Source organism: Paenibacillus sp. MAH-35 (assembly GCF_058135425.1).
This window is the reverse complement of record NZ_JBYUPU010000033.1, coordinates 16,270-41,117: the sequence shown is the minus strand read 5'-3', so window position 1 is coordinate 41,117 and position 24,848 is coordinate 16,270. Positions and strand designations below refer to the sequence as shown.

The window sequence follows — 24,848 nt, the reverse complement described above, 5'->3', positions numbered from 1 at the left end:
GCGTATTATGAATTTTTCTGATGAAACCAGAAAATTTTTCTAATAAACACCCACACAATTATAACAAAAAGGGATAACGGCGTCTATTGAAGGAAGCGCCTTCCCTGACCGCCGCTCCTGTTGCAAAGATAGTCGCGTCAAGCCTGTGGCCAAGCCACCTCTCGTAATGGTAACAAATGCTCGGGGCCCCGTCTATGCCAAAAATCCGTCTCTAATCAATTTTCACTCTAAATCGCACGAATCAGGCTAGTACAAAGGAAGAGCTAGTCCAGCAGCCCGAAACGGGTTGCCGATCGGCATAACTATTGCCCGCTCATCCTATAAGCTCCGGCATTTCATCCAAAGCCTGGCTAAGTTAAATCTACGCAATTAGCCAGCCAACTATGCAATGGGTCGCAGCAAATCCCAACATTTGTAATTATACCATTCAAACGAATATCTATGCACACAAAAAAAGCAAAGGAATCAGTTCCTCTGCTCATATATGCATTACTTTCTTGTCGAAGTATCGATCCGGTTCATCGCACGCTGCAAGGCAAGCTCGGCGCGACGGAAATCGATCTCGTCCTTCCTTGCTTCGCCGAGGCGCTTTTCCGCACGTTCTTTTGCGGCACGAGCACGATCGACATCGATGCTTGCAGGCATTTCGGCCGATTCCGCCAAAATGACCACTTTATCTTTGCGTACTTCCATAAATCCGCCGTTGACTGCGATATACTCGGTTTTGTTCCCTTGTTTCACAGCAACAGGTGCGATTTTGAGCGGGGTTACCATAGGAATATGGTTCGGAAGAATTCCGAGCTCACCGGAGACGCCTTTTACAACGATCATATTGACATCCTGAGCGTATACTTTCCGCTCGGGCGTTACCACTTCCAATAGAAAAGTACTCACGCAAATTCCTCCTGAGAGCTTTCGATACCGAAAGCTTCATCATGTGCCAAAGCTGATGCACCACGTGACAAATGCATAATATCACCGAAGCATCAGCATGGCACGGTCATCCGGCTATCCTTACATCGATTTTGCTTTTTCAATCGCTTCTTCGATGGTGCCGACGAACAGGAACGCCGCTTCCGGAAGGTCGTCATGCTTGCCTTCCAAAATTTCTTTGAAGCTGCGAACCGTATCTTTAACCGGAACATACTGCCCCGGGAAACCGTTGAACTGCTCGGCGACGTGGAACGCTTGGGACAAGAAACGCTGGATTTTACGGGCGCGAAGTACGATGACTTTATCTTCATCGGACAATTCGTCCATCCCGAGAATCGCGATAATGTCTTGAAGTTCTTTTTGACGCTGGAGAATCCGTTTGACGCCTTGAGCGACGTTGTAATGCTCTTCGCCTACAACTTCCGGAGTCAAAATCCGCGAGCTGGAAGCAAGCGGGTCAACCGCCGGATAAATCCCCATCTCGGAAATTTTACGCTCCAAGTTGGTCGTAGCGTCCAAGTGAGCAAACGTTGTAGCCGGAGCCGGGTCAGTGTAGTCGTCCGCCGGAACGTAGATCGCTTGGATCGAAGTAACGGAACCTTTTTTGGTGGAAGTAATCCGCTCTTGCAGCTGACCCATCTCGGTAGCCAGTGTCGGCTGGTAACCTACCGCGGAAGGCATACGGCCGAGAAGGGCGGAAACCTCGGAACCCGCTTGGGTGAAGCGGAAAATGTTGTCGACGAACAAAAGAACGTCTTTACCTTCGTTGTCACGGAAATATTCAGCCATCGTCAAACCGGTCAAGGCAACGCGCAGACGCGCTCCTGGCGGTTCGTTCATTTGTCCGAATACCATCGCCGTTTTGGAGATAACGCCGGAGTCCTTCATCTCGTGGTACAAGTCATTACCTTCACGAGTTCTTTCGCCTACGCCTGCGAATACGGAGATACCGCCATGCTCTTGCGCGATGTTATTGATCAATTCCTGGATCAATACCGTTTTACCAACACCCGCGCCGCCGAACAAACCGATTTTACCGCCCTTCGCGTAAGGAGCGAGAAGGTCAACGACTTTGATGCCTGTTTCCAGAACTTCCGCTTGAACGGACAGTTCTTCGAATGCCGGGGCTTGGCGGTGAATCGGATCTTTTTGTCCGGCTTCCACATCGCCTGCATTGTCGATCGGCTCGCCCAGAACGTTAAATACGCGGCCGAGAGTAACGTTACCGACTGGAACGCTGATCGGCTTGCCAAGGTCAACCGCTTCTGTGCCGCGGACCAGTCCGTCCGTGGAGGACATCGCTACGCAACGCGCTACGTTGTCGCCCAAGTGAACCGCGACTTCTACAGTCAGGTTGATTTCAGGCTCGTTGGAGTTTTGCGGTTTCGTTTGAATCTTGACCGCATTCAAAATCTCAGGAAGGTGGCCTTTATCGAACTCAATGTCGACGACAGGTCCCATTACCTGCAAAACGCGTCCTTTATTCATATTTTTCCCTCCTAAGAAGTTTTCCGTAGGAAAACTTGCATCGTAAGCACACACTTCGTTTTCCGCAGGAAAACTCGCATCGTAAGCAACTACCCAGTTTTCCGAAGGAAAACTTGCATTGTAAGCAACAGCCTGGTTTCCCGCAGAAAACCTTGTATCGTTATAAGCTCCACAGAGCTTTTCTGAAGAAACGTCCTCTTACCAGAACCGAACACTTCCATAAGAAAAGCCCGCATGTTCGCATATAAGTTCCTTTACAGGAACTATGGATCTTGTAGCAAAGATTAACCTTGAGCGTTCGCGCCGGCAACGATCTCGGATATTTCCTGGGTAATCGAAGCTTGGCGGGCACGGTTGTACATCAGCGTGTAACGGGCGATCATTTCCGTAGCGTTGCGTGTAGCATTACCCATCGCAGTCATTTTCGCACCGAATTCGCTTGCTTTTGCTTCCAGCAAAGCGCTGTAAACAAGCGTCTCTGCGTATTTCGGAAGCAGTACGTCAAGCACTTCCTCCTGCGACGGCTCGTATTCGTAATCCGCCGCCTGTCCGCTTTCTCCCATATCCAATGGCAGGATTCGGTTCAAGACCGGCTCTTGGGAAATAGCGTTGTGGAATTTGTTGTAGACGAGATGCAGCTCGTCGTACTTCCCGTCCGCAAAGTTATTTACCGCAAGCGATGCGAGCTCCTTGATATCGGCGAACTTCGGCGAATCCGAAATACCGGTAACTTCCCCGATGACCGGAACGCCTCTCTTCTTCAAGAAATCGCGGCCTTTACGTCCTACTACGAATACAACGTACTCGTCCTTGGAGCTATGGTTTTCACGAATCGTGAGCATCAATTTACGAAGCAGGTTAGCGTTGTAGCCGCCAGCCAGACCGCGGTCCGAGGTAATGACCAGATAACCGGTTTTACGGATCGGACGGGATACGAGAATCGGATTGGAGCTTCCTTTCGTACCCGCAGCAATACTGGTTACGACTTCCTTGATCTTCTCCGCATAAGGACGAGCCGCTTCGGCCGCCTCCTGGGATCTTCTCAGCTTGGAAGCTGCGACCATCTCCATCGCTTTGGTGATCTGCTTCGTGTTTTGCGTACTCTTGATTTGGCGTTTAATTTCGCGCATTCCTTTTGCCATGCTTTCACCACCTTAGAGCTTTCCGAAGGAAAGCTAACTTCGTAAGCATAACCTGAGCTTTTGCGGAGCAAAAGCTTAACTTAGCAAGCATCTCCGTCCGTTGGCAGATGCCTCTATTGAATACGATCTAGCGGCCGCTAGGCCGCTCTACCGTTGTGTTCGTCATTAAGCGGACACCGAGAATCCTTTTTTGAACTTCTCGATCGCTTCGACAAGCTGCTTGTCGTTATCAGCCGTCAAGTCTTTCGTGTCGCGGATGCTTGCATAGATTTGCGGATAGTTTGCATCCACATATGCGAGGAATTCGCGGTCGAAACGAAGGACGTCTTGCACCGGAATATCGTCGAGGAAACCTCTTACCGCTGTATAGATCGAGACAACTTGCTTCTCAACTGGAAGCGGCTGGTTTACGCCCTGCTTCAAAATCTCAAGCGTGCGCTGACCGCGGTTCAGACGAGCCAAAGTGCTCTTATCCAAGTCGGAGCCGAACTGAGAGAACGCAGCCAACTCGCGGTATTGGGCAAGGTCAAGTTTCAAAGACGATGCAACTTTTTTCATCGCTTTGATTTGTGCGGATCCGCCTACCCGGGATACGGAGATACCGACGTTGATCGCCGGACGTTGTCCCGAGTTAAACAAGTCGGACTCCAGGAAGATCTGTCCGTCAGTAATGGAAATAACGTTTGTCGGGATGTATGCGGAAACGTCGCTCGCTTGAGTCTCGATAAACGGCAACGCGGTCAAGGAACCGCCGCCCAGCTCGTCGCTCAGCTTCGCTGCGCGCTCCAGCAAACGAGAGTGCAAGTAGAATACGTCGCCCGGATAAGCTTCGCGGCCCGGAGGACGACGGAGCAACAGGGACAATTCGCGGTAAGCTGCTGCTTGTTTGGTCAAGTCATCATAAATGATGAGCGCATGCTTGCCGCTAAACATAAAGTATTCGCCCATCGCTGCGCCTGCATACGGAGCAAGGAACAACAGCGGAGAAGGCTCGGAAGCGCCTGCAGTTACGACGATCGTGTAATCGAGAGCGCCGTTGCGGCGGAGCGTTTCCACAACGTTTGCAACCGTGGATTGCTTTTGGCCGATGGCGACATAGATACACAAGACGCCGTTGCCTTTTTGGTTGATGATCGTATCGATCGCGATCGACGTTTTACCTGTTTGACGGTCGCCGATAATCAATTCGCGCTGACCGCGGCCGATCGGAACCATCGCATCGATCGCTTTGATACCCGTCTGCATCGGCTCATGAACCGATTTACGGTCAATAACGCCTGGTGCTTGCGATTCAACTGGACGGAAATGGGACGTTTCGATCGGACCTTTGCCGTCTACCGGCTGACCGAGCGGGTTAACGACGCGGCCGAGAAGAGCTTCGCCTACCGGCACCTGCATGATGCGGCCCGTCCGTTTTACTTGATCGCCTTCGCGGATGTCGGTGTAAGGACCCATGATAACGATACCGACATTGTCTTCCTCGAGGTTAAGAGCCATCCCCATAACGCCGTTGGAGAATTCCAGAAGCTCACCGGCCATAACGTTTTGCAGACCGTGCGCACGGGCGATCCCGTCCCCGATCTGAATAACCGTACCGACATCGTACACTTGGATATCCGATTTATATTGCTCAATTTGCTGCTTAAGCAGCGTGCTGATTTCTTCAGGTCTGATACTCAACGAACTTCACCCCTAACTTTGGCATTTAAGCTTGATTCAGCGTTTTTTCCATCCGCTGCAGTTTGCCGGACAAGCTGCCGTCATACAGCCGGTCGCCGATGCGGACTTGAAGCCCTCCCAGCAGACTAGGCTCTACAATGTTCTCTACACGGATCGTCTTGCCGACTACTTGGCCGAACGCCGCTGCAATCTTATCGGATTCTTCCGCCGACAGCGGAAGAGGTGTGTATACTTTCGCTTGGGCTTGACCCAACGCGTCATTCGCAATAAGGGAGTACTGGACGGCGAGATCGCGGATAACCGATTCTCTTCCCCGCTGCAAAAGCAACTGAAGCGTGTTCAGCAACTCTTCGGACACTTTGCCTTCGAACACTTGCTTGAGCATGGATGTTTTAACGGAAGCGTCAATGTTCGGGTGCTCGAGCAGCTTGACATATTCCGGGTTCGCATCAAGCGCCCCCGCAATCACCTGGATTTCTTGTTCCACGTCGGAAACTTTACCGCGCTCCCGGGCTACTTCGAACAACGCTTTGGCATACCGCTTCGCCAAAATGGTCTCCTTGCTCATACTTTGCCCCCTACCTCTTTCAGGTATTGGTCGACAAGCTCTTGCTGCGACTTCTCATCCAGCTGCTTCTCGATAATTTTCGAGGCGATTAATACGGACAAAGCACTAACTTGACTGCGCAAAGCGATAATCGCTTTGTTTTTCTCGGATTCGATATCTTTGAGCGCATCGTTTTTGATGCGAACCGCTTCGTCTTTAGCCTGCTGGACGATATCGTCCGCCTGGCGAACGCTCGTCGTTCTCGCCTGCTCGATCAGCTCGTAAGCTTCCTTGCGGGCGTCTTGAATCGCTTTTTTCTGCTCGTCGAGCAGTTTCGAGGCTTCCGCCCGGTTTTGTTCGGCAGATTTCATTTGATCTTGAACTTGCAATCTGCGCTTCTCCATAATTCCGAAAAGCGGACCGAATGCATATTTATTCAATAACCAGTAGAGAGCTGCAAATGCCACAAGCGCAAATACAAACGACTCCCAATTCCATGCCATGACTGGTCACACTCCCTTCTAAAAGCTACTGCAACCGTACAAATCGGAATGATCAAAACGAAGGCGCGGACGGCATAGGGCCTTCCCCGCCTAAACCACCTTATTGATTAAGCACCGAAGAACATCAGGAAGCCCAAGACGACTCCGATGATCGGAACAACCTCGACGATACCAACACCGATAAACATAGTCGTTTGCAGAGTTCCACGGAGCTCTGGCTGACGAGCGATACCTTCAACTGTTTTGCTGACGATCAAACCGTTACCGATACCTGCGCCCAACGCGCCCAAACCAATTGCTAATGCTGCTGCTAAAAACGTCATTTTAAAATCCTCCTATTGATTCAACTTTTTGGGGTTCATATATTTTCAATCCTAGAGACAGTGTGCCGGTTCGGATCGAATTCAAGGAAAGCGGATCAGTGGTGCTCTTCATGCACCGTTGCTTGCGAGATGTAAACCATTGTGAGAATTGTGAACAGGAACGCCTGGATGGCGCCGACGAAAATACTGAAACCTTGCCAAGCCATAAGTAGCGGTGTTCCCCAAAGTCCGGCCATCAAGATCGTCGCGATCAGAACCTCTCCCGCGAAAATGTTCGCATAAAGACGAAGAGCAAGCGTAAGCGGCTTGGACAATTCTTTGATGATGTTCAGCGGGAAGAAGAACCAGAACGGCTCGAAATAGTGTTTCAGGTAATGCTTCGTGTTCCGTGTCAGACCCAGATAGTGCACCAGGACAAACACGATAATGGCCAGTGCAGAAGTAACCGAGAAATCCGCCGTAGGCGATTTCCACCAAGCGAACTCGTGTCCTATTATCGGATATCCGAACAAAGACAGCTCATGCTCATGGTGGGTTACGATCCCGAAGGGCAGACCAAGCAAGTTGGCCACGAATATAAACATAATCAAGGTAAGACCCAGCGAAATGTAAGATTTCGCTTTATTGAGCGGCATTGTACTCGCCACGATATTGTGTACGAATTCGATGACCCACTCCATAAAGTTTTGCATTTTGGACGGATTGTCAACGGACAAGTTTCTTACCGCAAGCCGCGCCAAAATGAAGACGGCGATGAACGTAACGGTAATGGCCAGAAACGTCGACAAATCGATTTCCAGCGCCCCTACTTTCCATATGGGAAAATCATGCATCGATTATTTCACCCCTTTCCATTGTAGAATCCACTGCTTCATTTCCTGTACACGGTAAACAAGCCCAAAACGAACGCAGCCGTCTGTGCATAAAACAATCCGATTACCGTCGAAGCCAGATCGAAGTGCTCCGACTTATAGGCGACCATGACCGCCAATACGGCCAAAGCTGCCCTCGTCAAAAAACCGAGGTTGATGCGCTTTTTCTCTCCCTGCACGATCAAATCGCCCAATTGCCTCGTTTTTAAACCCAAATAGACAAAATTCAACAAACTAACTGCGCTGCCTAGCAATAACCCTGCGATATAGGGGCGATAAGAGACGAGTAACGCCCACAGGATTAGGCCGGCCGCAAACACAAACAGGGACAGCTTGGAGATCGTTTTCAGAAACCCTGACAGATCGTTCATTTGGTGTCCTTTAAGTAGTATCTAATCAATACGATCACGCTGGCAAATCCCACAAACAGCCCGACCAAAGCCCCGAGCGCGATATAAATCTTCTGGCCGCCCACTCTGTCGCTCAACCATTTCCCGCCTAAATAGCCGAGGAGAATGCACACGGCAAGGTCGACGCCGACAGCACCGGCCAAACCTACCGCTCTCCATGGATTATTGTCGGATTTGCGTTTTTGCATACATGATCTCCTGTTAACCCCCATTATTGTATCGAAGCCATACCTCTTTTGTCAATTGATATAAAATCAAACATTGTGTGAACGGGAAACGCATCAACCCTTGTGCTTCAACGGTTCCCGGATTCGGAGAACCATACAGTGTACAGTTGCGCTGTACGGTTCTCCCTCTTTATTTCGACATTATATGCGGAATGGCTCGGGAGCTTGTCCGCGCTTGCCAAAATGATGCAAAATAGCGTCGACGATCCGCTCGGAAGCGCGTCCGTCCCCGTAAGGGTTCGCCGCTTTGCTCATTTGCTCGTAAGCCGCCTTGTCGCTTAGCAGCGTTTTGGCGCGCTCGTAGATGAGCTGCTCGTCCGTTCCTACGAGCTCCAGCACCCCGGACTCGACTCCTTCCGGACGTTCGGTCGTATCCCGCAGCACGAGCGCCGGGATTCCGAAGGAAGGCGCTTCCTCTTGAATGCCGCCCGAATCCGTAAGAATGAAATGCGTATGCGGATAAAAGTTATACAGATCGGTCACATCCAGCGGATCGATCAGCTTGATCCGCTCGTGCCCGCCGAGAAGCTCGTGCGCAGGCCCCTTAACGGCCGGATTCGGATGCACCGGATACACGATGGCGATATCGTCAAACTCGTCGGCGATCCGCCTAATCGCCCGGAATACCCGTCTATGCGGCTCGCCAAGCGATTCGCTGCGGTGAGCGGTTACAAGTACGAGACGGCGTCCTTTCGCCCAATCGAGCACCGGATGGGTATACCCTTCCTTCACAAGATGCGACATCACGTCGGTTATCGTATTGCCCGTCACGTAGATGGACGATTCCGACTTGTTTTCTTTACGCAAATTGTCGGCAGACCAGTCCGTCGGAGCAAAATGCAAGTCCGCCAATACACCCGTAAGCTGGCGGCTCATCTCTTCCGGATACGGGGACATTTTATTCCACGTGCGCAGACCGGCCTCGACGTGTCCGATCGAGATCTTCTGCATAAACGAGGCGTAGCTCGCCAGGAACGTCGTCCCGGTATCGCCGTGCACCAGCACGATATCCGGCTTCGCTTCCTTCAGGACCGGCTCCAGTCCTTGGAGGACACGAATCGCAACTTCGTTGAGCGTCTGCCTTTCCTTCATCACATTCAAGTCGTAATCCGGCTTGATTCCGAAAATCTCCATAACCGAATCGAGCATCTCCCGATGCTGGGCGGTTACACACACCAAAGATTCGATCTGCTCGGTACGCTTGTTCAGCTCCAGTATAAGCGGCGCCATCTTAATCGCTTCCGGCCGTGTGCCGAAAATCGTCATTACCCGAATGCGGCTCATGCTTCGTTTCCCCTTTTTCGGTTTATTTCGTGCCGAACAGCCGGTCCCCGGCATCTCCCAATCCCGGTACGATATAGCCGTGATCGTTTAGACACTCGTCGACGGCCGCCACGTAGATGTCAACGTCCGGATGGGCCTCTTGTACAGCCTGAATACCTTCCGGTGCGGCGATTAAACACATCAGCTTGATCTGATTGCAGTCCCGTTTCTTCAATACTTCGATAGCGGCGTTAGCTGAACCTCCGGTCGCCAGCATCGGATCGATGACGATCAGCTCGCGCTCCTGCACATCTGTAGGCAGCTTCACGTAATACTCGACCGGCTGCAAGGTGTCCGGATCGCGGTACAAGCCGACATGTCCGACTTTGGCGGCGGGCAGCAGCTTCAGGATGCCGTCTACCATGCCGAGCCCAGCACGCAATATGGGGATAAGGCCGAGCATCCGGCCTGAGATGATTTTGCTCTCCGCCTTTTGTACCGGCGTTTCCACTTCTACGCTGACAAGCGGAATATCCCGCGTAATCTCATAGGCCATAAGCGTGGCCACTTCGTCCACCAGCTCGCGGAAATCTTTTGTGGTCGTGTTTTTATCCCTTATGTAAGTCATTTTGTGTTGAATCAGCGGATGATCACACACGTAAACCTTGCTCATAAACGTCCTCCCGGGCAGCATCCGTCGGTACGATCGGCGTCGAATGCTTGTTGCATCTGGTTTTTCCTGTCGAAGGCGAACCTTGTCTATTATATCACTGTACGTATCTCGTTGCACGAAACTTTTGCCCGCTCCCGGCGCGCTTTAAACCGCATTTAGCATTCCCTAAATTCCGGGATCTACTACATTCTCCTCAATCCGATGGGCCACATTCTACAAGCGACGTTCGAACGAAAAAAAAGAGGACCGCAAGTTAGCGGTCCCCTTCAACGGATTGCTTATCATTTTAATAGCCAAGTCCCGCGTAGAGCGGAAATTGAGCGGTCAAGTCTTTCACCAGGCCGCGTGCTTCGTTATGAGCCGATTCGCTGGTCGGGTTTTTGAGCGTAAGCGCGATGATTTTCGCGATCGTTTTCATCGCCGCTTCATCCATGCCGCGGGCAGTAGCGGCCGGCGTACCGACGCGCACGCCGCTTGTAAGCATCGGCTTGTTCGGGTCAAACGGAATGGCGTTTTTGTTACAAGTAATGCCGACTTCGTCGAGCAGATGCTCGGCGTCCTTGCCGGTCAGATTGATGTTGCGCAGATCAATCAGCATCAAGTGGTTGTCCGTACCGCCGGACACCAGGTCGAGTCCTTCAGCGAGAAGTGCTTCGGACAACGCTTTTGCGTTGTTGACGACCTTTTGCGCGTATGTTTTGAATTCCGGCTGCAGCGCTTCGCCAAGCGCTACCGCTTTAGCGGCGATGATATGCATCAGCGGACCGCCTTGCGTGCCCGGGAATACAGCTTTGTCGATCGCTGCCGCCCAAGGCTTGCGGCACAGGATCATCCCGCCGCGCGGACCGCGAAGCGTCTTGTGAGTCGTTGTGGTCACGAAGTGTGCGTGCGGAACCGGATTCGGGTGAAGACCCGCAGCAACGAGACCTGCAATGTGAGCCATATCAACCATGAACAAGGCTCCAATATCATTCGCGATCGAAGCGAGCGCTTCGAAATCGATAATGCGCGGGTATGCGCTTGCTCCGGCTACGATCATTCTGGGACGATGCTTAAAAGCAGCTTTGCGCACTTCGTTGTAGTCGATGCGGGAATCCGTCTCGCTGACTCCGTATGCTACGAAATTATATAAAATACCGGATGCGTTAACCGCGCTGCCGTGAGTCAAATGGCCACCATGGGCCAGATTCATACCGAGTACCGTGTCGCCCGGTTTCAAAGCCGCCAGATAAACCGCCAGGTTCGCTTGAGCGCCGGAGTGCGGCTGAACGTTGGCATGTTCTGCGCCAAACAGCTCTTTCGCGCGGTCGCGAGCGATATCTTCGACGATATCTACGTATTCGCAGCCGCCATAGTAACGTTTGCCCGGATATCCTTCCGCATATTTATTGGTAAGTACGGTTCCCATAGCTTCCAGAACGGCCTGGCTGACAAAGTTCTCGGAAGCGATCAGCTCGATTTTGTCACGCTGACGGCCCAGCTCCAAATTCATCGCTTCTACAATCTTAGGATCGGCTTTACGCAAATGTTCCATAATATTCAGTTCCTCCCGCTATATAGTAGTAAAGTGTATAATAATAAAATCTTGTAAAGGTTGTTCAAAAAGTCCACTTTTGATCACGAAGCAGATCAGGAAGCCTGCTCGACATCGAATATGGAATTCAGCCGGAACTTCCGGTGCTCTCGTAGCTCCCACTACGCTCCGCTCCTCATTTCCTAGCTTCACCCCATCTTCTCGGTGCTGAAAACCGGACTTTTTGAACTCGCACTTGCAGACTAATCACAAAAAGTACTGCCGCCGCCCTTCGGATCGGGCTGTTCCAGCTCGTATACGGCTCTCACCCCGCCGATCAGCTTCGGACGGGTATAAGCCATGGTGACGTGAGCATGACCGATCGTCCTTACCGACGGACGTGCCGGAACGGCAACGCGGCGAAGATGCATGCCGATCAGCGTATCGCCGATATCCAATCCGGCATGTGCTGCGATCGTTTCGACGACACAAGCGTCCTGCAGATGGCGGTAGGCGTATGCGGCCATTGAGCCGCCGGCTTTGCCCACCGGCACAACCGATACTTCCTCCAGTTGAGGATAGGAGCGGAGCATCTCCCGCTCTACGACAAGCGCGCGGTTCAGATGCTCGCAGCATTGAAAGGCGGGATAAAAGCCGGCTTCCCGCCGCAAGGTATCGACAGCCCGAAAAATATGCTCCGCTACCGCTCCGGTGCCGGACGTTCCGATCCGCCGGCCGATCACTTCACTTGTGCTTGTCCCAATCACGACGATCTGGCCCGGCCGTATGCCGCCCACCTGCACCAGCTCGCGAAGAACCTGCTCCACGTCCTTGCCGATCCGGGCCAGATTCAGCCCTTCTTCCTTCTGCTTGCTACTCACGGAAAGCCGCTCCCCTTCCGTCAGCTTCAGCCGAGCCTTTAACCGGCTTTATGGATGAAGCGCGTATTTATCTTCAAGCTCTTTGATTTTGCGAATCCGGTTTTCATGCCGCGGTCCTTTGGAAAAATCGGTTCCGATCCACACCTTCACAATTTCGAGCGCAAGCCCGGGTCCGATCACCCGTTCCCCCATAGCGAGCACGTTCGAGTCGTTATGCTCGCGGGTCGCTTTGGCCGAGAACAAATCGTGCACGAGCGCGCAGCGGATGCCCGGCACCTTGTTGGCGGCGATCGTCATGCCGATCCCCGTTCCGCATATGAGGATTCCCCGATCCGCCTCTCCCGCAGCCACTTTCTCGCACACAGGCACAGCATAGTCCGGATAATCGATGGAATCGGAGCAATTGCAGCCGAAATCCTCCACCTCATGCCCTTCCGATTTTAATACAGCCACGATCTCGTCCTTCAACCGGAAACCCGCGTGATCCGCACCGATTGCGATTTTCATTCGTGCTACCTCCGTTCCTGAAGTTAGACTTGCGCCTGGTACAAGTTCAAATGCCCGTCGGCGAACACGGTCCCGTCTCGGGGGTATGCCGTCAGCTTTGACTTTGTACTAGTATAACCGACGGAAAGCGAAAAAAGAGCATGACTCGCGTTCCACGTGGAAACGCCGCTGCTCTTTGCCCAGGCGACCGGCCGTATTCCCCGATGCTCCATTGTGGTAATCTCCACTTGTCGCCAGTTACATCGGAGTCCTTACTCTTACCTGTATCATAACGCATCCTGTCAGCGCTGTAAAGACGGAAGAACCATCTCCGCACCTGCTGCCACTCCGGGCGGGCAACTGCCCGCCCGCGGTCAGCCCTGCGCAAGCTTGCGTATCAACCTCACGACATAAGTTTCGATCTCGTCGGCGCATTGCTCGTAGATTTCCTGGTTCCCGCCGAACGGGTCGGCTATATCGAAATCAGGCATCCCGAGCCCAAGCTGCTTCGCCCGGCGAAGCTCGTCATCTGTAATCGTCTGTCCGAGCGCCTGCTTGATTTGCAGCTCGGAGTGAAACCGCTGCTGCTCCGCAACCGTTTCCGTAACCGAAGGGTCGTCCTCGGCAAACTCTTTGAGCGTGTACACTTTATCCGCAGATTCCGGATACCGGCGAAGGATCGTCTGCTTGTGCCCGGTCGTCATCGTCAGAATCAGGTCCGCCCAAGCTATTGTCTCGCCGGAAAGTGCGCTTGAAGTCAAGCTGCCCGCAAATCCCCGGCTCCGCAAAATGTTGGCGGAATGCTTCGAAATCGGCGAACCATCCCATGCCGATACCCCCGCCGAACGGGCTTCGGTGTTCAGCCCCGCTTCCGTCGCCAGCTTGCGAAATAGACCTTCCGCCATCGGACTGCGGCACGTGTTGCCCGTACATACAAATAAGATCCGTTCGTACATCCGTCTCCCCCGCTTTCCCGCTTCTACATGTCAGTCAAGTGTAGTTAGGCAGCCACGACCGGCAGATTACGCATCTATTGTACCTCATGCATTCGTTTATATCAAAAATCGGATACCAAACGCCAGCAGGATCACTCCTCCAAGTGCCTCCCCATACTCTCCGACCCAGTGTCCGGCCCTGCGGCCAAGAAGCAATCCGAATACGGACATCACGCCCCCGAACAAACCGAACATTAGGACGGTGAAAGCCAGGTCGGTGGAAAACATGCCGAGCGATACGCCAACCGACATCGAATCGATGCTGACGCTGAATGCGAAAAAGGTCAGTCCCCATAACGTGCGATGATCGATCGGTTTAACCTCTTGGCCCCGAAGCGAGCTGAAAATCATATGTCCGCCCAGCAGCACCAGAAGCCCTCCGCCGGTCATCGTGGCGACATCGCCGAGCAGCGAGCCCAGATATTGCCCCATGAACATGCCGGCGAGCGGCATGACCACATGGAACAACCCGATGATCAAACTGATTTTAGCAATATCCAGCAGCCGTACCCCTCTTAACCCGATGCCGATTCCGAGTGAAAAAGCATCCATCCCGAGAGCAATACTCATAACGACTATCGTGATCAGTTGCCCCATCTCGGCCGCAGTTGCCAGCGCTGTCATGATATCCCCCCGTGTCCACAATGTTCCTAACCAACATATGCGGACAATCCGGCAAACATTCTAGCTTGTCATACTTGTACGATCCGGTGGCCGGCGGCTTTGTTCAGCCGGTTCATCACGGCCAGTCCGATCCCGTCCGAAGACGTATACCCGTCGGCCCATATTAACGTAATCCCTGCTTCGTCAAATTGCCGCAGTGCGGCATACAACTCCCTGGCGGCAGCTTCCATATCGTCTTCATGGCCGCAACGGACGACCCGATCGGCTTCGTACAGTTCCGTACGCTCCGCGGTGGTTAATACCCCCGTCCGCTCGCCGGACTGTTTCGCTTCCGCCAGCATCCGGCGAATATACGCCGCCACTTCCTCGGGTTCTCCCTGCACGAGTGTCAGCTTGCCCTGCGGCGCATAATGGGTATATTTCATTCCGGGCGAACGGGGAGCGAGCGCTTCTTCCCCTGCGGTCTCCACCGTCACTTCCACGCCGGGCGCAGCGCGGCGCATGTCGGCAACCGTTACGCCGCCCGGTCGCAGTACGCGGATTCGGCCGCCGCCGGCTTCGACGACGACGACCGTCGATTCGACGCCTACTCCGGCAGGGCCGCCATCGACGATGCCGCCGATGCGGCCGTCCAGATCGTCGCGGACGTGGGAGGCCAGCGTCGGGCTAGGCCGGCCCGAACGGTTGGCGCTCGGCGCCGCGACGGGACATCCGGCCGCGCGGATCAGCTCGAGCGCGACCGGGTGGGCGGGCATCCGCACCGCCACCGTGGACAGTCCCGCCGTGACGCGGGGCGACACCGCACCGGGCTTGGCCGGCAGCACCAGCGTGAGCGGTCCCGGCCAAAAAGCCCGCATCAGCTGGCGAGACGTATCGTCTACGTGCCGGACCAGAGCGTCCAGTTGTTCCTCATCCGCTATATGCACGATCAGCGGGTTGTCGGACGGACGGCCCTTCGCTTCGAATATCGCTTCCACCGCGGCCGTATTCCCGGCATCGGCACCGAGGCCGTATACCGTTTCCGTCGGAAACGCGACCGTACGTCCGCGAGCTATCCAGCTTCCCGCTTCTGTCAAGAAAGGATGCGCCGAGGACGCATCCGATTGTACTTTCCATATTGTCGTATTCATTCGTTTCATCCCTGCTTTACCGAGTTCGGGGGTCCGGGGGTCCGGCACTCCCGATTATTGTCCTTGCCATTATAGCGCGGATAGGCAGGACTGTCACGCCGCATTCGATAAGCACTGCCAAGCTTGCAGATAATAATAGATGATATTAGGCCACTGCGCTTTTCACCGAGCCGATCATTTTCTTAAGCACTTCCCATACGAAAAACTTCAGCTCCGGTTCTTCTGCGCCCTCTTCGTCCGAAGCAGCTGCTTTGCCAGCGTCTTTCTTGCTTGCTTCCGGTTTAGATGCTTCCGCTTTGCCTGTTTCTTTCTTGCCGGTATCGGCCTTGCTTGCAAGGGATTTAGCTGCGCTCGCCTTGCTCGTACCCGTTTGGTCGCCAGCTTTGGCTGCTGCTGCAGGCTCCTTCGGCTCTTCCGTCTTTTTCGCTGCCGCGGTACCGGTTTTGCCTCCCGCGAAGCAGAGCGGCGGGAACAGAACGCACCACCAGTTTTGCCCTTCCCCTTTGCCCAGCGTAATGCGGAGCGCTTCGTAGTTGCCTGCCGGATATACTTGATTGCCGTACATTTTGGCCGGGAACGGTACTTGCCCAAGCTCGACCTTGTAGTCGTAGCTGTATCCGTTTTGCGTCAGCACTTCCTGCACGAGCGCTTCCAGCTTCGGCAGATGAGCCCGGACAACGTCCCTCGCCTCTTCAATATTGCTTGGCTCGCCTGCCCATCTGCTAATCTCACGCGAAACCTCGTCCCGCAGCAGCATCTTGACCAGTTGATCGTCAGGAGCGTCGGAATTTGCTAATATACGCAGCCGGATCGCTTCCTCCGGAATACCCGACTCGAGCAGAGCCGCTTGTGTCCGGTTCGAATCCCAGCATGTCATCATAACGATAAGTGCAAATCCTACTAACCAATAAGAGCGGAAAGGCAACCGTTTCACCATAAGTAACAACCCCTCTTTCGTCTTCCTGGTACCCAGTATGGACAGACGCGAGGGGTCTTAAACTATGAATCTATTAAATTTTTGGCGAACCTATCACATGACGCTCGATGCCGGCCAGATCGTTCACGATCTCGATCCGCTCCCAGCCGCCGCTTTCCCGGATCAGCTCCGCCACCTGACGGGCCTGTCCGCTGCCGACCTCGAATCCGATAACCGCCGGCCGCGAAGGAAGCTCTCCGGTCTGCTCCACAATGCGCCTATAAAACCGCAAGCCGTCAGGCCCTCCGTCCAATGCGAGATGCGGTTCGTGCTCCCTCACTTCCGGCTGAAGGTGCGGCATATCGCCGCTCTCGATGTAAGGCGGATTCGATACCAGAATGTCGATCGTGATCCGTTCCCGAATATACGGCTCCAGCAAGTCCCCCCCGTAAAACCGGACACGGTCGCCTACTCCGTTGGCAGCCGCATTCAAGCGGGCAACCTCGACCGCATCGGCCGATATATCGGTAGCCGTCACGTCCCAGGAAGGACATTGGACAGCTACCGTTACGGGAATCGCCCCGCTTCCGCAGCCGATATCGGCAACAAGCGGCCGGCCATCCGGCCACAACCGGCGGCCGACCGCGACGATCCGCTCCACCAGCAGCTCTGTCTCGGGACGCGGGATGAGGACGGCCGGAGTAACACGGAACGGCAGCCCGTAAAATTCCTGCTCCCCTGTAATGTATTGCACCGGCTCTCCCTTCGCCCTCCGCGTCAGCACCTCGCTCCAGCGGTCCCGGCACTCCTCAGGGAACGGCTCGTTCCAGCGCATAAAAAACTCGCTGCGGCTTACCCCGAGCACGTGCTGAAGCAGCCATTCCGCGGCCGAATTGTGATCCTGGACGCCTTGCTCAAGCAAAAAAGAAGAAGCCTGCAAACAGGCTTCCCGGATCGTCGTTGCAGCGGCAAATTGCTTATCATTCATAACCGCCTTACTCTCCTTTTTCCAGCAGCTCGGACTGGGCTTCCAGCGTGAGCGCGGAAATGATCTCTTCCAAATCGCCGTTCAGCACTTGATCCAGCTTGTGCAGCGTCAGCCCGATCCGATGGTCCGTAATGCGGCTCTGCGGGAAGTTGTAGGTGCGGATCCGTTCGCTTCGGTCTCCCGTCCCTACTTTGCTTTTCCGCTCGCCTGCGTACTTCGCATCCTCTTCCTGCTTCAGCTTGTCATACAGTCTCGCTCTCAGCACCTGCATCGCTTTATCTTTGTTCGAGTTTTGCGACTTTCCGTCCTGACAGGAGACGACGAGTCCGGTCGGAAGATGCGTAATGCGGACCGCCGACTTCGTCGTGTTCACCGACTGCCCTCCGGGACCGCTGGAACAAAACGTATCGATACGGAGATCGTTCTCGTGGATGTCCACCTCGATCTCCTCCGCTTCCGGCATAACCGCCACGGTCGAGGTCGACGTATGGATACGCCCTCCCGATTCCGTCGCCGGAATCCGCTGCACCCGGTGCGCGCCGCTCTCGTATTTCAACTTGCTGTAGGCGCCCTTGCCGCTGATCATAAAGACGATTTCCTTAAATCCGCCCAGATCGCTCATGCTCGTATCGAGCACTTCCGTCCGCCACCCTTGCCCGTCGGCATAGCGGCTGTACATCCGATACAGATCACCCGCGAACAAGGCCGCTTCGTCTCCGCCAGCCGCACCGCGGATTTCGACGATAACGTTTTTGTCGTCGTTCGGATCTTTGGGCAGCAGCAGCACTTGAATGGACGATTCCAACTCGGCTTTCCGTTCCGTCAGTTCGTCGAGCTCCATCTTGACCAGTTCGCGCATCTCATCGTCCAGCTTCTCGCCAAGCATCAGCTTCGCCGCTTCATACTGCTCGGAGACGCTTCTATATTCCGTATACGCCTGATAGGCGTCCTGCAAGTCGGATTGCTCCTTCGAATAGTCCCGAAGCCGCTTCGAATCGTTAACGACGTCCGGATCGCAGAGCAGCTCGCTCAGCTTCTCGTACCGGTCCGCCAATGCCTGCAGCCGATCTAACATTCCGCCTTCACCTCCTTGTTCCTCCCAAAAGGGCAGAACGCCGTAGAAGGCCAGTTCGAACTCTTTTGGGGGCGACCCCGCAACTTACACGTTAAAACGGAAATGCATGACGTCCCCGTCCTGCACCACATATTCTTTCCCTTCAAGCCTCATTTGCCCTTTTTCCTTCGCCGCGTTCATCGAACCGCTCGTAACGAGATCGTCGTAAGAGACAACCTCGGCGCGGATAAAGCCCCGTTCGAAGTCGGTATGAATGACAGCCGCCGCCTGAGGCGCCTTCGTCCCTTTGCGGATCGTCCAAGCACGCACTTCCTGAACGCCCGCCGTAAAATACGTATACAACCCGAGCAGCTTGTAAGCGCCGCGGATTAACCGGTTCAGACCGGACTCCTGCAGTCCCAGTTCCTCCAGGAACAGCTCCTTGTCTTCGCCTTCCAGCTCGGCGATTTCCGATTCGACCTTCGCGCTGATCGGCACGACTTCCGCGCCGCCCATAGCCGCATATTCGCGCACTTTGGCCACATACGGATTGCCGTCGGCGTTAGCCGCTTCACTCTCGCTTACGTTCGCCGCATACAAGACCGGCTTCATCGTCAGCAGATGCAGATCGCGTACGATCAATTTATCCTCGTCGGACAGCTCGACCGCACGGGCCGGCTTATCTTCGTACAACGCCGCCTTGATCCGCTCAAGCACTTCTACTTCCTGAGCGTACTTTTTGTCGCCGCCCTTCATATTTTTGCGGGAACGGTCGATCCGCTTCTCCACCGACTCGATGTCCGCGAGAATCAGCTCGAGGTTGATCGTCTCGATATCGCTGATCGGATCGACTTTGCCCGATACGTGAGTGATGTTATCGTCCTGGAAGCAGCGGACGACGTGCACGATCGCATCGACTTCGCGGATATGAGCCAGAAATTTGTTGCCGAGTCCTTCTCCCTTGCTCGCTCCCTTGACAAGACCGGCAATATCGACGAATTCGAAAGCGGTCGGAACGATCCGGTTCGGAACGACGATGTCGGCCAGCTTCTGCAGTCTCTCGTCCGGTACTTCTACAACGCCTACGTTCGGATCTATCGTACAAAACGGATAATTGGCCGATTCGGCACCCGCTTGGGTAATTGCGTTAAACAAGGTCGACTTGCCGACGTTCGGAAGTCCGACTATGCCTGCTTTCAATGCCATGAAACGAAACAACTCCTCATCTTCCAATCTGAATACTCCCATCATTATATAGCACGCCCGGACTATATACAATCAGGCTCCGGCTGGAAGGAAGAGAGCTGGGGAAAAAATCGCGCAGCAGGGCATTTTGCCTGCATCCGTTGTATCCCCGGCATGGCAAAAAACGGCTCCTTATCCACAGTCTATTCACAGGTCTGTGGATGTTATCCTCATTTTATCCAAAGGTTATCCACATGTTAACAACAATGTCTGAATATTTTGAACTTCCCATCTATTTTTACGAAAATTCTCTACCGGTTGAAGCGCGCCCGCATCCTATTTTCATGCATATGGTCAGACCGATCTTGCGATTTCGCCGAACACTCAGCGTTGCCGCCACTTCCCGCTTTATCCGCTGTCCTAAAAGCTTTATTAGGCCCGCCAATACGGATTCGACGAGGCTCGACGGCGATTTTCAGCTTATCCGGAGGACGAATGGGCCTTGAGTCCGTTCATCCGGACTACTTGCCAACGCCAGCCTTGATTTCCAGGAAGATATTGCCCTAAAATGATGAGAAAACGTATATTTGTGGTACAATATCCCCAGCCACACCGTTGTTATCTACAGCTCCGAACGACTTATGCACAATCCTATCCACAGCATGTTAACAAGAATAAATGTTCGCCGTTAGACGCCCGCTATCCACATGGGAATAACGGAACGGAAAAGGATCGAATCAATGGACTCTTATGAGGAGAATCACGAGTTATGGATGGAAGAAGCGATAAAGGAAGCGAAAAAGGCGGAGGAGCTGAAGGAAGTTCCGATCGGGGCGGTGATTGTTAAGGAAGGGCGAATTATCGCCCGGGGACACAATCTGCGGGAAACAACGCATGACCCGACCGCCCATGCGGAGATGATCGCCATCCGGGAAGCGAGCGAAGTGCTTGGCGCTTGGCGGCTGCTGGACTGCACGCTGTACGTAACGCTTGAGCCGTGTCCAATGTGCGCAGGGGCGATCGTGCAGGCGCGCGTCAAAACCGTCGTGTATGGGACCCCCGATCCGAAAGCGGGCTGTGCGGGAACTCTGATGAATCTGCTGCAGGAAGACCGGTTCAATCACCGGACGGAGCTTGTAGACGGGGTGCTGCGTGAGCGGTGCGCCGGACTGCTCACCGACTTTTTCCGCAGCTTGAGGGGGAAGCCGGCGGCTGAGGCGGCTGCTCCGATCGAACCGGCATAAGCAAGCAGCCTGTAGGTGTAGCGTTCGCGATGATAATCCATTATCCCGAGCTATTGCGAAAAGGCCGCCACCCTCTATCCAGGTGGACGGCCTATATTCCGGTTGTGCAGCTATCCCCGCAGCTGTCTGCCCCTTCTGCATGAAAATCTCAAACGGAGCAGACCATTCTGATCGGGCGAAATCGCTTACGCTAAAATAGCCTCAATCTTCTTCAGCGCCTCAGCCGGCAAAACGACTCCCGACGCCTTCACATTCTCCTCGATCTGTTCCGGGCGGCTCGCTCCGATAATGGCGCTCGAGACGTTCGGCTGGCGCAGTACCCACGCAAGCGCCAGCTGCGACAGCGTCAAGTCCAGCTCGCCCGCCACCTCGCCAAGGCGTTCCACGCGAGTCAGGTTATCCGCAGTGAGGTAACGCTGTATCGCTTGTCCCGCACTGGCGGCCCGGCTGTCCTTCGGCACCTCGGCTCCAGGCTTGTATTTGCCGGAAAGCACCCCTTGTGCGAGCGGCGAATAGACGACTTGACCGATGCCGAACTTCGTACCGACCGGAATGATCTCCTGCTCGATATCCCGCCTTAGAATACTGTAAGGCGGCTGGCTCGCTACGATCCGGTCGAGCAGCTTGCGGTCCGCAATCCCGACCGCCTCGGTCATCATCGAAGCCGTCCAGTTGCTGACCCCTACATACAGCACCTTGCCTTGCCGCACCAGATCGTCCATCGCCCGCAGCGACTCCTCGATCGGCGTCGACGGATCGATGCTGTGGCAGTAATACAAATCGATATATTCCATCCCAAGCCGCTTCAGACTTGCTTCGCATTGCTCCATAATATGTTTGCGCGACAACCCCCGGTCGTTCGGACCATCGCCCATCGGACCCCATACTTTGGTCGCCAGAACGTAGGAATCGCGCTGGTAGCCGCGCAGCGCTTCGCCGACTACGCGCTCGGCTTCGCCCTTCATATACACGTTGGCCGTATCGAAAAAGTTGATGCCCGATTCGACAGCAAGCTTGATCGTTCCTACCGCATTTTGCTCCTCCACATAACCGCCGTACGTCAGCCAACTGCCCAGACTGATCTCACTTACTTTCAGCCCGGACCCGCCCAATCTCCGGTATTGCATCCTCTTATCCCTCCCGAACCGTCTCTATAGCCAAAAACCGGAACCCGAACGTCCCGGCTCTCCCCCGATTGTAGCATACCGCCCGGATGCCTGCCCACAGCTAACGGCAGATTGTCCGCCGCAAATTAGACGACCATCCGTTTCACTTTCTCATCCGTCTCGCGAATGTTCAGCTGCATCTGCGTATTCTGCTTAAGCAGTGTCTCCAGTGTAGCCGACAGCTCCTCCAAGGTGGCCGAGGACTGCTGGCTTACCGCAGCGAAATGCTCGGTCGATTCCTGGATCGACTCGGTAGCGCTTCGGATCGACTCCATCATCTCGGAGTAACCGACCGACATCTCATTAAGCTCGGTAACCGATTCGCTGATCTCCTGGAACGATTGACGCGTCTCCAGCACAGTAGCCGCATTGTGCTTCATCTGTTCAGCGATGACGCCCATATTGCCGCTTGTAGCCGCGGCATGCTTCGATACTTCGCCGAGCTTCTCCGATATTTCCTCCGCCGACCGGCGGCTCATCTCCGCCAGCTTGCGAATTTCCTGGGCTACGACGGCGAAGCCTTTGCCGCTTTCCCCCGCCCTGGCCGCTTCGATGCTGGCGTTAAGCGACAACAGGTTGGTCTGTTGCGCGATCTGGTGAATCGATTCGTTGAATAACGTGACTTCCTGCAGCGTCCCGGTCAGCTCGGCGATCGTGTTTGACATCGTTTCGATGCTTTGCTGGAATTCCGTCGTCACCCGGAACATCGTATCCATCTTGTCGCTGCCTTCCATACTGCGATCTCTCGCACCTTCCGTTTTGTGCTTCAGCTCGATGATCGATTGCAGCATGCCGTTGACCTTATGCCCGGTCTCCTGAACCGAACGGTTAATGGACAGCGTAGAGTCGACCTGACTGTTCGCACCGTCGGCAATTTCCTGGAACGCCGTATTCATCTCCGTGAACGACGCATTATTCTCTACGCTCGCTTGGGCGATTAACGTCATATTGGACGAGATGGCCGCCGCGCCTTCCAGCAGCCGTTCCTTGTCCTCCTTCTGCTGGGACAACAGCTTGACCGTCTCGCTCCCGAACGCTTCCATCCTTTTGCTCATATGCATAGCCGTACTCAGCAAAGCGATGATCATGGAGCAGATCAGCACGTAGTAGATGAGGATCGTCGTTTCGTTACCGGCTATGCCCGGGACCGTATGTTGAGCCAACAGAAAATAAGCCAGCAGGGAGGAACTGGCTGCCAGACTGACTACAGTTGGCCATACGCTCATATAAACCGCACCCAGCAACAGTCCGTAGTATACGCTGAAAATATTGCCGATCGACTCACTTTGCAGAGCGGTGGTGAACGAAATGGCGGTGTTGCCGATAATCGCTATGTAAGGCAGAACGTACGGGTACCGTTTCGTAAAATGCAAAAACCCGAATACGGCTAACAGCCCGATCAGTAAGCCCATAAGCAGTCCCGAATTGCCCGCATTCTGGGAGACGCCCGACAGAGCCAAAATACTCGTTAACGCCAGGAGACACGTAACGGCCAATGCGATAAAAACGACCGTGTTTTTTCTCCTCATGACTTGCAGTTTAATCGACTTTTGAATATCCATGATGTCACTTCCTGCCGAATCGTATTTTTTTATACCTGGTACAAATTCAGAGCTAAAGATCTGGACTGAAAAAGGGGAGTTGCCGTTGGCAATTTCTTTTCATTCATAGGATATACTGTGAAATTGTACCTAGCCTACTCGAAATTAGTCGAATATGCTAACGCTTTCAATAATAGCGACGACAACTTTACAAGCAGGTTTCGGTTTATTAGCCCCCCTTATACCGGAAGAGTCAATCTCATAACGCGATCAGCGACCGTATTAGCCGGCAGCCGCCCGGTATGAAATTGACTCTAATCGACGATTTTATTAACGAGCCCTTCCATGCTTTCGACACGAATCATCTTGTTGCGGATGGAAATGATCCGGTCATCCTGCAGTTCCTGCAATACTTTCGTAACCGACTCGCGCACCGTACCGACCATATTGGCGATTTCCTGATGCGTCAGCTTGATCGAGATCTGGATGACCCCTCCCGCCTTCGGCTCCCCGTACTCCTTGGAGAGCTGGTGCACGATCTTTAAGACGCGGGTGCGTACATCGAGGAACGTCAGATTGCGAATCTGCTCGTTCGCCCGGCGAAGCCGATTCATCGTAATTTCCAGCAGTCTCATGCACAACCCCGGATTGCGGTCGACATATTCGTAAAAGGTGGACCGTTTGAGCGTATAAATAACACATGGCTCAAGCGTCTCGGCATTGGCCGAGCGGGTGCTGCCCTTCTCGATGATCGACATCTCGCCAAAAAAATCCCCGCTTCGGAACAGAGCGAGCGTGATCTGCTTGTTGTTATCGATTCGGTATATTTTGACCGTTCCGGACCTGACGATGAAGAGTTCTTCGCCCTCGTCCTCTTCCAGAAACAAAATCGTATTTTTCTTATACTTCCGCTCGAAAAAAAGGGCCGATATGCTCTTCAGCTCCTCCTCGTTCAAATCTTGGAACAAAGGAATCTTACGGATGAGAGCGGCCACCTGCTCCATGGAAAAAATCCCCTCTTCTCTTCGTATTCAGTGTCCATTCCTGCACCCCTTATCATACCA

At 54.0% G+C, this 24,848-nt stretch carries 26 protein-coding genes and 1 riboswitch; of the genes, 1 reads left to right on the top strand and 25 read right to left on the bottom strand.

What is annotated here, in order from left to right; all coding sequences use genetic code 11:
• Positions 1-489: 489 nt before the first annotated feature.
• The 22 genes from AC3Y2E_RS25915 to ychF all read right to left on the bottom strand — a co-directional run bounded on the left by AC3Y2E_RS25915 (position 490) and on the right by ychF (position 19,854).
• Entirely contained in the window at positions 490-894 is a 405-nt protein-coding gene (locus AC3Y2E_RS25915) for a F0F1 ATP synthase subunit epsilon (protein ID WP_379215596.1), read from the bottom strand.
• Positions 895-1,014: 120 nt separating this feature from the next.
• Entirely contained in the window at positions 1,015-2,421 is a 1,407-nt protein-coding gene (gene atpD, locus AC3Y2E_RS25910; RefSeq protein WP_379215593.1) for a F0F1 ATP synthase subunit beta, read from the bottom strand.
• Between the two features lie 284 nt (positions 2,422-2,705).
• Positions 2,706-3,563, bottom strand: a complete 858-nt coding sequence (gene atpG, locus AC3Y2E_RS25905) for an ATP synthase F1 subunit gamma (protein WP_379215591.1) — start codon at positions 3,561-3,563, stop codon at positions 2,706-2,708.
• A gap of 165 nt (positions 3,564-3,728) precedes the next feature.
• A complete protein-coding gene (atpA, locus tag AC3Y2E_RS25900; protein WP_379215589.1) occupies positions 3,729-5,243 on the bottom strand; it encodes a F0F1 ATP synthase subunit alpha in 1,515 nt (504 codons plus the stop codon).
• A gap of 25 nt (positions 5,244-5,268) precedes the next feature.
• Positions 5,269-5,811 carry a F0F1 ATP synthase subunit delta gene (locus tag AC3Y2E_RS25895; protein ID WP_379215587.1) on the bottom strand — a complete coding sequence of 181 codons (543 nt, stop codon included), beginning with the start codon at positions 5,809-5,811 and terminating at the stop codon, positions 5,269-5,271.
• The gene (gene atpF, locus AC3Y2E_RS25890; RefSeq protein ID WP_379215585.1) at positions 5,808-6,293 is read right to left on the bottom strand and encodes a F0F1 ATP synthase subunit B; all 486 of its coding nucleotides are present in this window, start codon (positions 6,291-6,293) and stop codon (positions 5,808-5,810) included. The genes AC3Y2E_RS25895 and atpF overlap by 4 nt, the downstream gene beginning before the upstream one ends.
• A gap of 107 nt (positions 6,294-6,400) precedes the next feature.
• Positions 6,401-6,616: a F0F1 ATP synthase subunit C gene (gene atpE / locus AC3Y2E_RS25885; protein WP_379215582.1), complete on the bottom strand. Its 216-nt coding sequence runs from the start codon at positions 6,614-6,616 to the stop codon at positions 6,401-6,403.
• Between the two features lie 95 nt (positions 6,617-6,711).
• Positions 6,712-7,449 (bottom strand): F0F1 ATP synthase subunit A, encoded by a 738-nt coding sequence (gene atpB, locus AC3Y2E_RS25880; RefSeq protein ID WP_379215580.1) that lies wholly within the window; start codon positions 7,447-7,449, stop codon positions 6,712-6,714.
• Positions 7,450-7,487: 38 nt separating this feature from the next.
• A complete protein-coding gene (locus AC3Y2E_RS25875) occupies positions 7,488-7,859 on the bottom strand; it encodes an ATP synthase subunit I (RefSeq protein ID WP_379215578.1) in 372 nt (123 codons plus the stop codon).
• Positions 7,856-8,086 (bottom strand): AtpZ/AtpI family protein, encoded by a 231-nt coding sequence (locus AC3Y2E_RS25870; protein ID WP_379215576.1) that lies wholly within the window; start codon positions 8,084-8,086, stop codon positions 7,856-7,858. The genes AC3Y2E_RS25875 and AC3Y2E_RS25870 overlap by 4 nt, the downstream gene beginning before the upstream one ends.
• A 180-nt stretch (positions 8,087-8,266) precedes the next feature.
• A complete protein-coding gene (wecB, locus tag AC3Y2E_RS25865) occupies positions 8,267-9,409 on the bottom strand; it encodes a non-hydrolyzing UDP-N-acetylglucosamine 2-epimerase (RefSeq protein ID WP_379215574.1) in 1,143 nt (380 codons plus the stop codon).
• A 22-nt stretch (positions 9,410-9,431) separates the two neighbouring features.
• Complete coding sequence (upp, locus tag AC3Y2E_RS25860) at positions 9,432-10,061, bottom strand: uracil phosphoribosyltransferase (RefSeq protein ID WP_190929214.1); 630 nt, start codon at positions 10,059-10,061, stop codon at positions 9,432-9,434.
• A gap of 286 nt (positions 10,062-10,347) precedes the next feature.
• Positions 10,348-11,595: a serine hydroxymethyltransferase gene (gene glyA, locus AC3Y2E_RS25855; protein WP_190929213.1), complete on the bottom strand. Its 1,248-nt coding sequence runs from the start codon at positions 11,593-11,595 to the stop codon at positions 10,348-10,350.
• Positions 11,596-11,837: 242 nt separating this feature from the next.
• Positions 11,838-12,455 (bottom strand): TIGR01440 family protein, encoded by a 618-nt coding sequence (locus AC3Y2E_RS25850; RefSeq protein ID WP_379215571.1) that lies wholly within the window; start codon positions 12,453-12,455, stop codon positions 11,838-11,840.
• A gap of 48 nt (positions 12,456-12,503) precedes the next feature.
• Positions 12,504-12,962, bottom strand: a complete 459-nt coding sequence (gene rpiB, locus AC3Y2E_RS25845) for a ribose 5-phosphate isomerase B (protein ID WP_190929211.1) — start codon at positions 12,960-12,962, stop codon at positions 12,504-12,506.
• Between the two features lie 170 nt (positions 12,963-13,132).
• A riboswitch (ZMP/ZTP riboswitch) is annotated at positions 13,133-13,213 on the bottom strand.
• A gap of 102 nt (positions 13,214-13,315) precedes the next feature.
• On the bottom strand, positions 13,316-13,897 hold the full coding sequence (locus AC3Y2E_RS25840) for a low molecular weight protein arginine phosphatase (RefSeq protein ID WP_379215568.1): 582 nt from the start codon (positions 13,895-13,897) through the stop codon (positions 13,316-13,318).
• A gap of 96 nt (positions 13,898-13,993) precedes the next feature.
• Positions 13,994-14,560 (bottom strand): manganese efflux pump MntP, encoded by a 567-nt coding sequence (locus AC3Y2E_RS25835; protein ID WP_379215566.1) that lies wholly within the window; start codon positions 14,558-14,560, stop codon positions 13,994-13,996.
• 68 nt (positions 14,561-14,628) lie between these two features.
• Positions 14,629-15,699, bottom strand: coding sequence for an L-threonylcarbamoyladenylate synthase (locus AC3Y2E_RS25830; RefSeq protein WP_379215564.1), 1,071 nt, complete (start codon positions 15,697-15,699; stop codon positions 14,629-14,631).
• Between the two features lie 136 nt (positions 15,700-15,835).
• Complete coding sequence (spoIIR, locus tag AC3Y2E_RS25825) at positions 15,836-16,627, bottom strand: stage II sporulation protein R (RefSeq protein WP_379215561.1); 792 nt, start codon at positions 16,625-16,627, stop codon at positions 15,836-15,838.
• A gap of 73 nt (positions 16,628-16,700) precedes the next feature.
• Positions 16,701-17,594: a peptide chain release factor N(5)-glutamine methyltransferase gene (gene prmC, locus AC3Y2E_RS25820; protein ID WP_379215559.1), complete on the bottom strand. Its 894-nt coding sequence runs from the start codon at positions 17,592-17,594 to the stop codon at positions 16,701-16,703.
• 7 nt (positions 17,595-17,601) lie between these two features.
• The gene (prfA, locus tag AC3Y2E_RS25815; protein ID WP_190929205.1) at positions 17,602-18,669 is read right to left on the bottom strand and encodes a peptide chain release factor 1; all 1,068 of its coding nucleotides are present in this window, start codon (positions 18,667-18,669) and stop codon (positions 17,602-17,604) included.
• Between the two features lie 84 nt (positions 18,670-18,753).
• Entirely contained in the window at positions 18,754-19,854 is a 1,101-nt protein-coding gene (gene ychF, locus AC3Y2E_RS25810; RefSeq protein ID WP_332071840.1) for a redox-regulated ATPase YchF, read from the bottom strand.
• A 719-nt stretch (positions 19,855-20,573) separates the two neighbouring features.
• Between ychF and tadA the strand changes: the two genes are divergently transcribed.
• Positions 20,574-21,077: a tRNA adenosine(34) deaminase TadA gene (gene tadA / locus AC3Y2E_RS25805; RefSeq protein WP_379215556.1), complete on the top strand. Its 504-nt coding sequence runs from the start codon at positions 20,574-20,576 to the stop codon at positions 21,075-21,077.
• A 185-nt stretch (positions 21,078-21,262) separates the two neighbouring features.
• Here the strand turns inward: tadA and AC3Y2E_RS25800 are convergent, their stop codons facing one another.
• The 3 genes from AC3Y2E_RS25800 to AC3Y2E_RS25790 form a co-directional block, all read right to left on the bottom strand.
• On the bottom strand, positions 21,263-22,204 hold the full coding sequence (locus AC3Y2E_RS25800) for an aldo/keto reductase family protein (protein WP_379215554.1): 942 nt from the start codon (positions 22,202-22,204) through the stop codon (positions 21,263-21,265).
• Positions 22,205-22,329: 125 nt separating this feature from the next.
• Positions 22,330-23,805 carry a methyl-accepting chemotaxis protein gene (locus tag AC3Y2E_RS25795; RefSeq protein ID WP_379215552.1) on the bottom strand — a complete coding sequence of 492 codons (1,476 nt, stop codon included), beginning with the start codon at positions 23,803-23,805 and terminating at the stop codon, positions 22,330-22,332.
• Between the two features lie 293 nt (positions 23,806-24,098).
• Complete coding sequence (locus AC3Y2E_RS25790) at positions 24,099-24,788, bottom strand: Crp/Fnr family transcriptional regulator (RefSeq protein WP_190929200.1); 690 nt, start codon at positions 24,786-24,788, stop codon at positions 24,099-24,101.
• Positions 24,789-24,848: the final 60 nt, after the last annotated feature.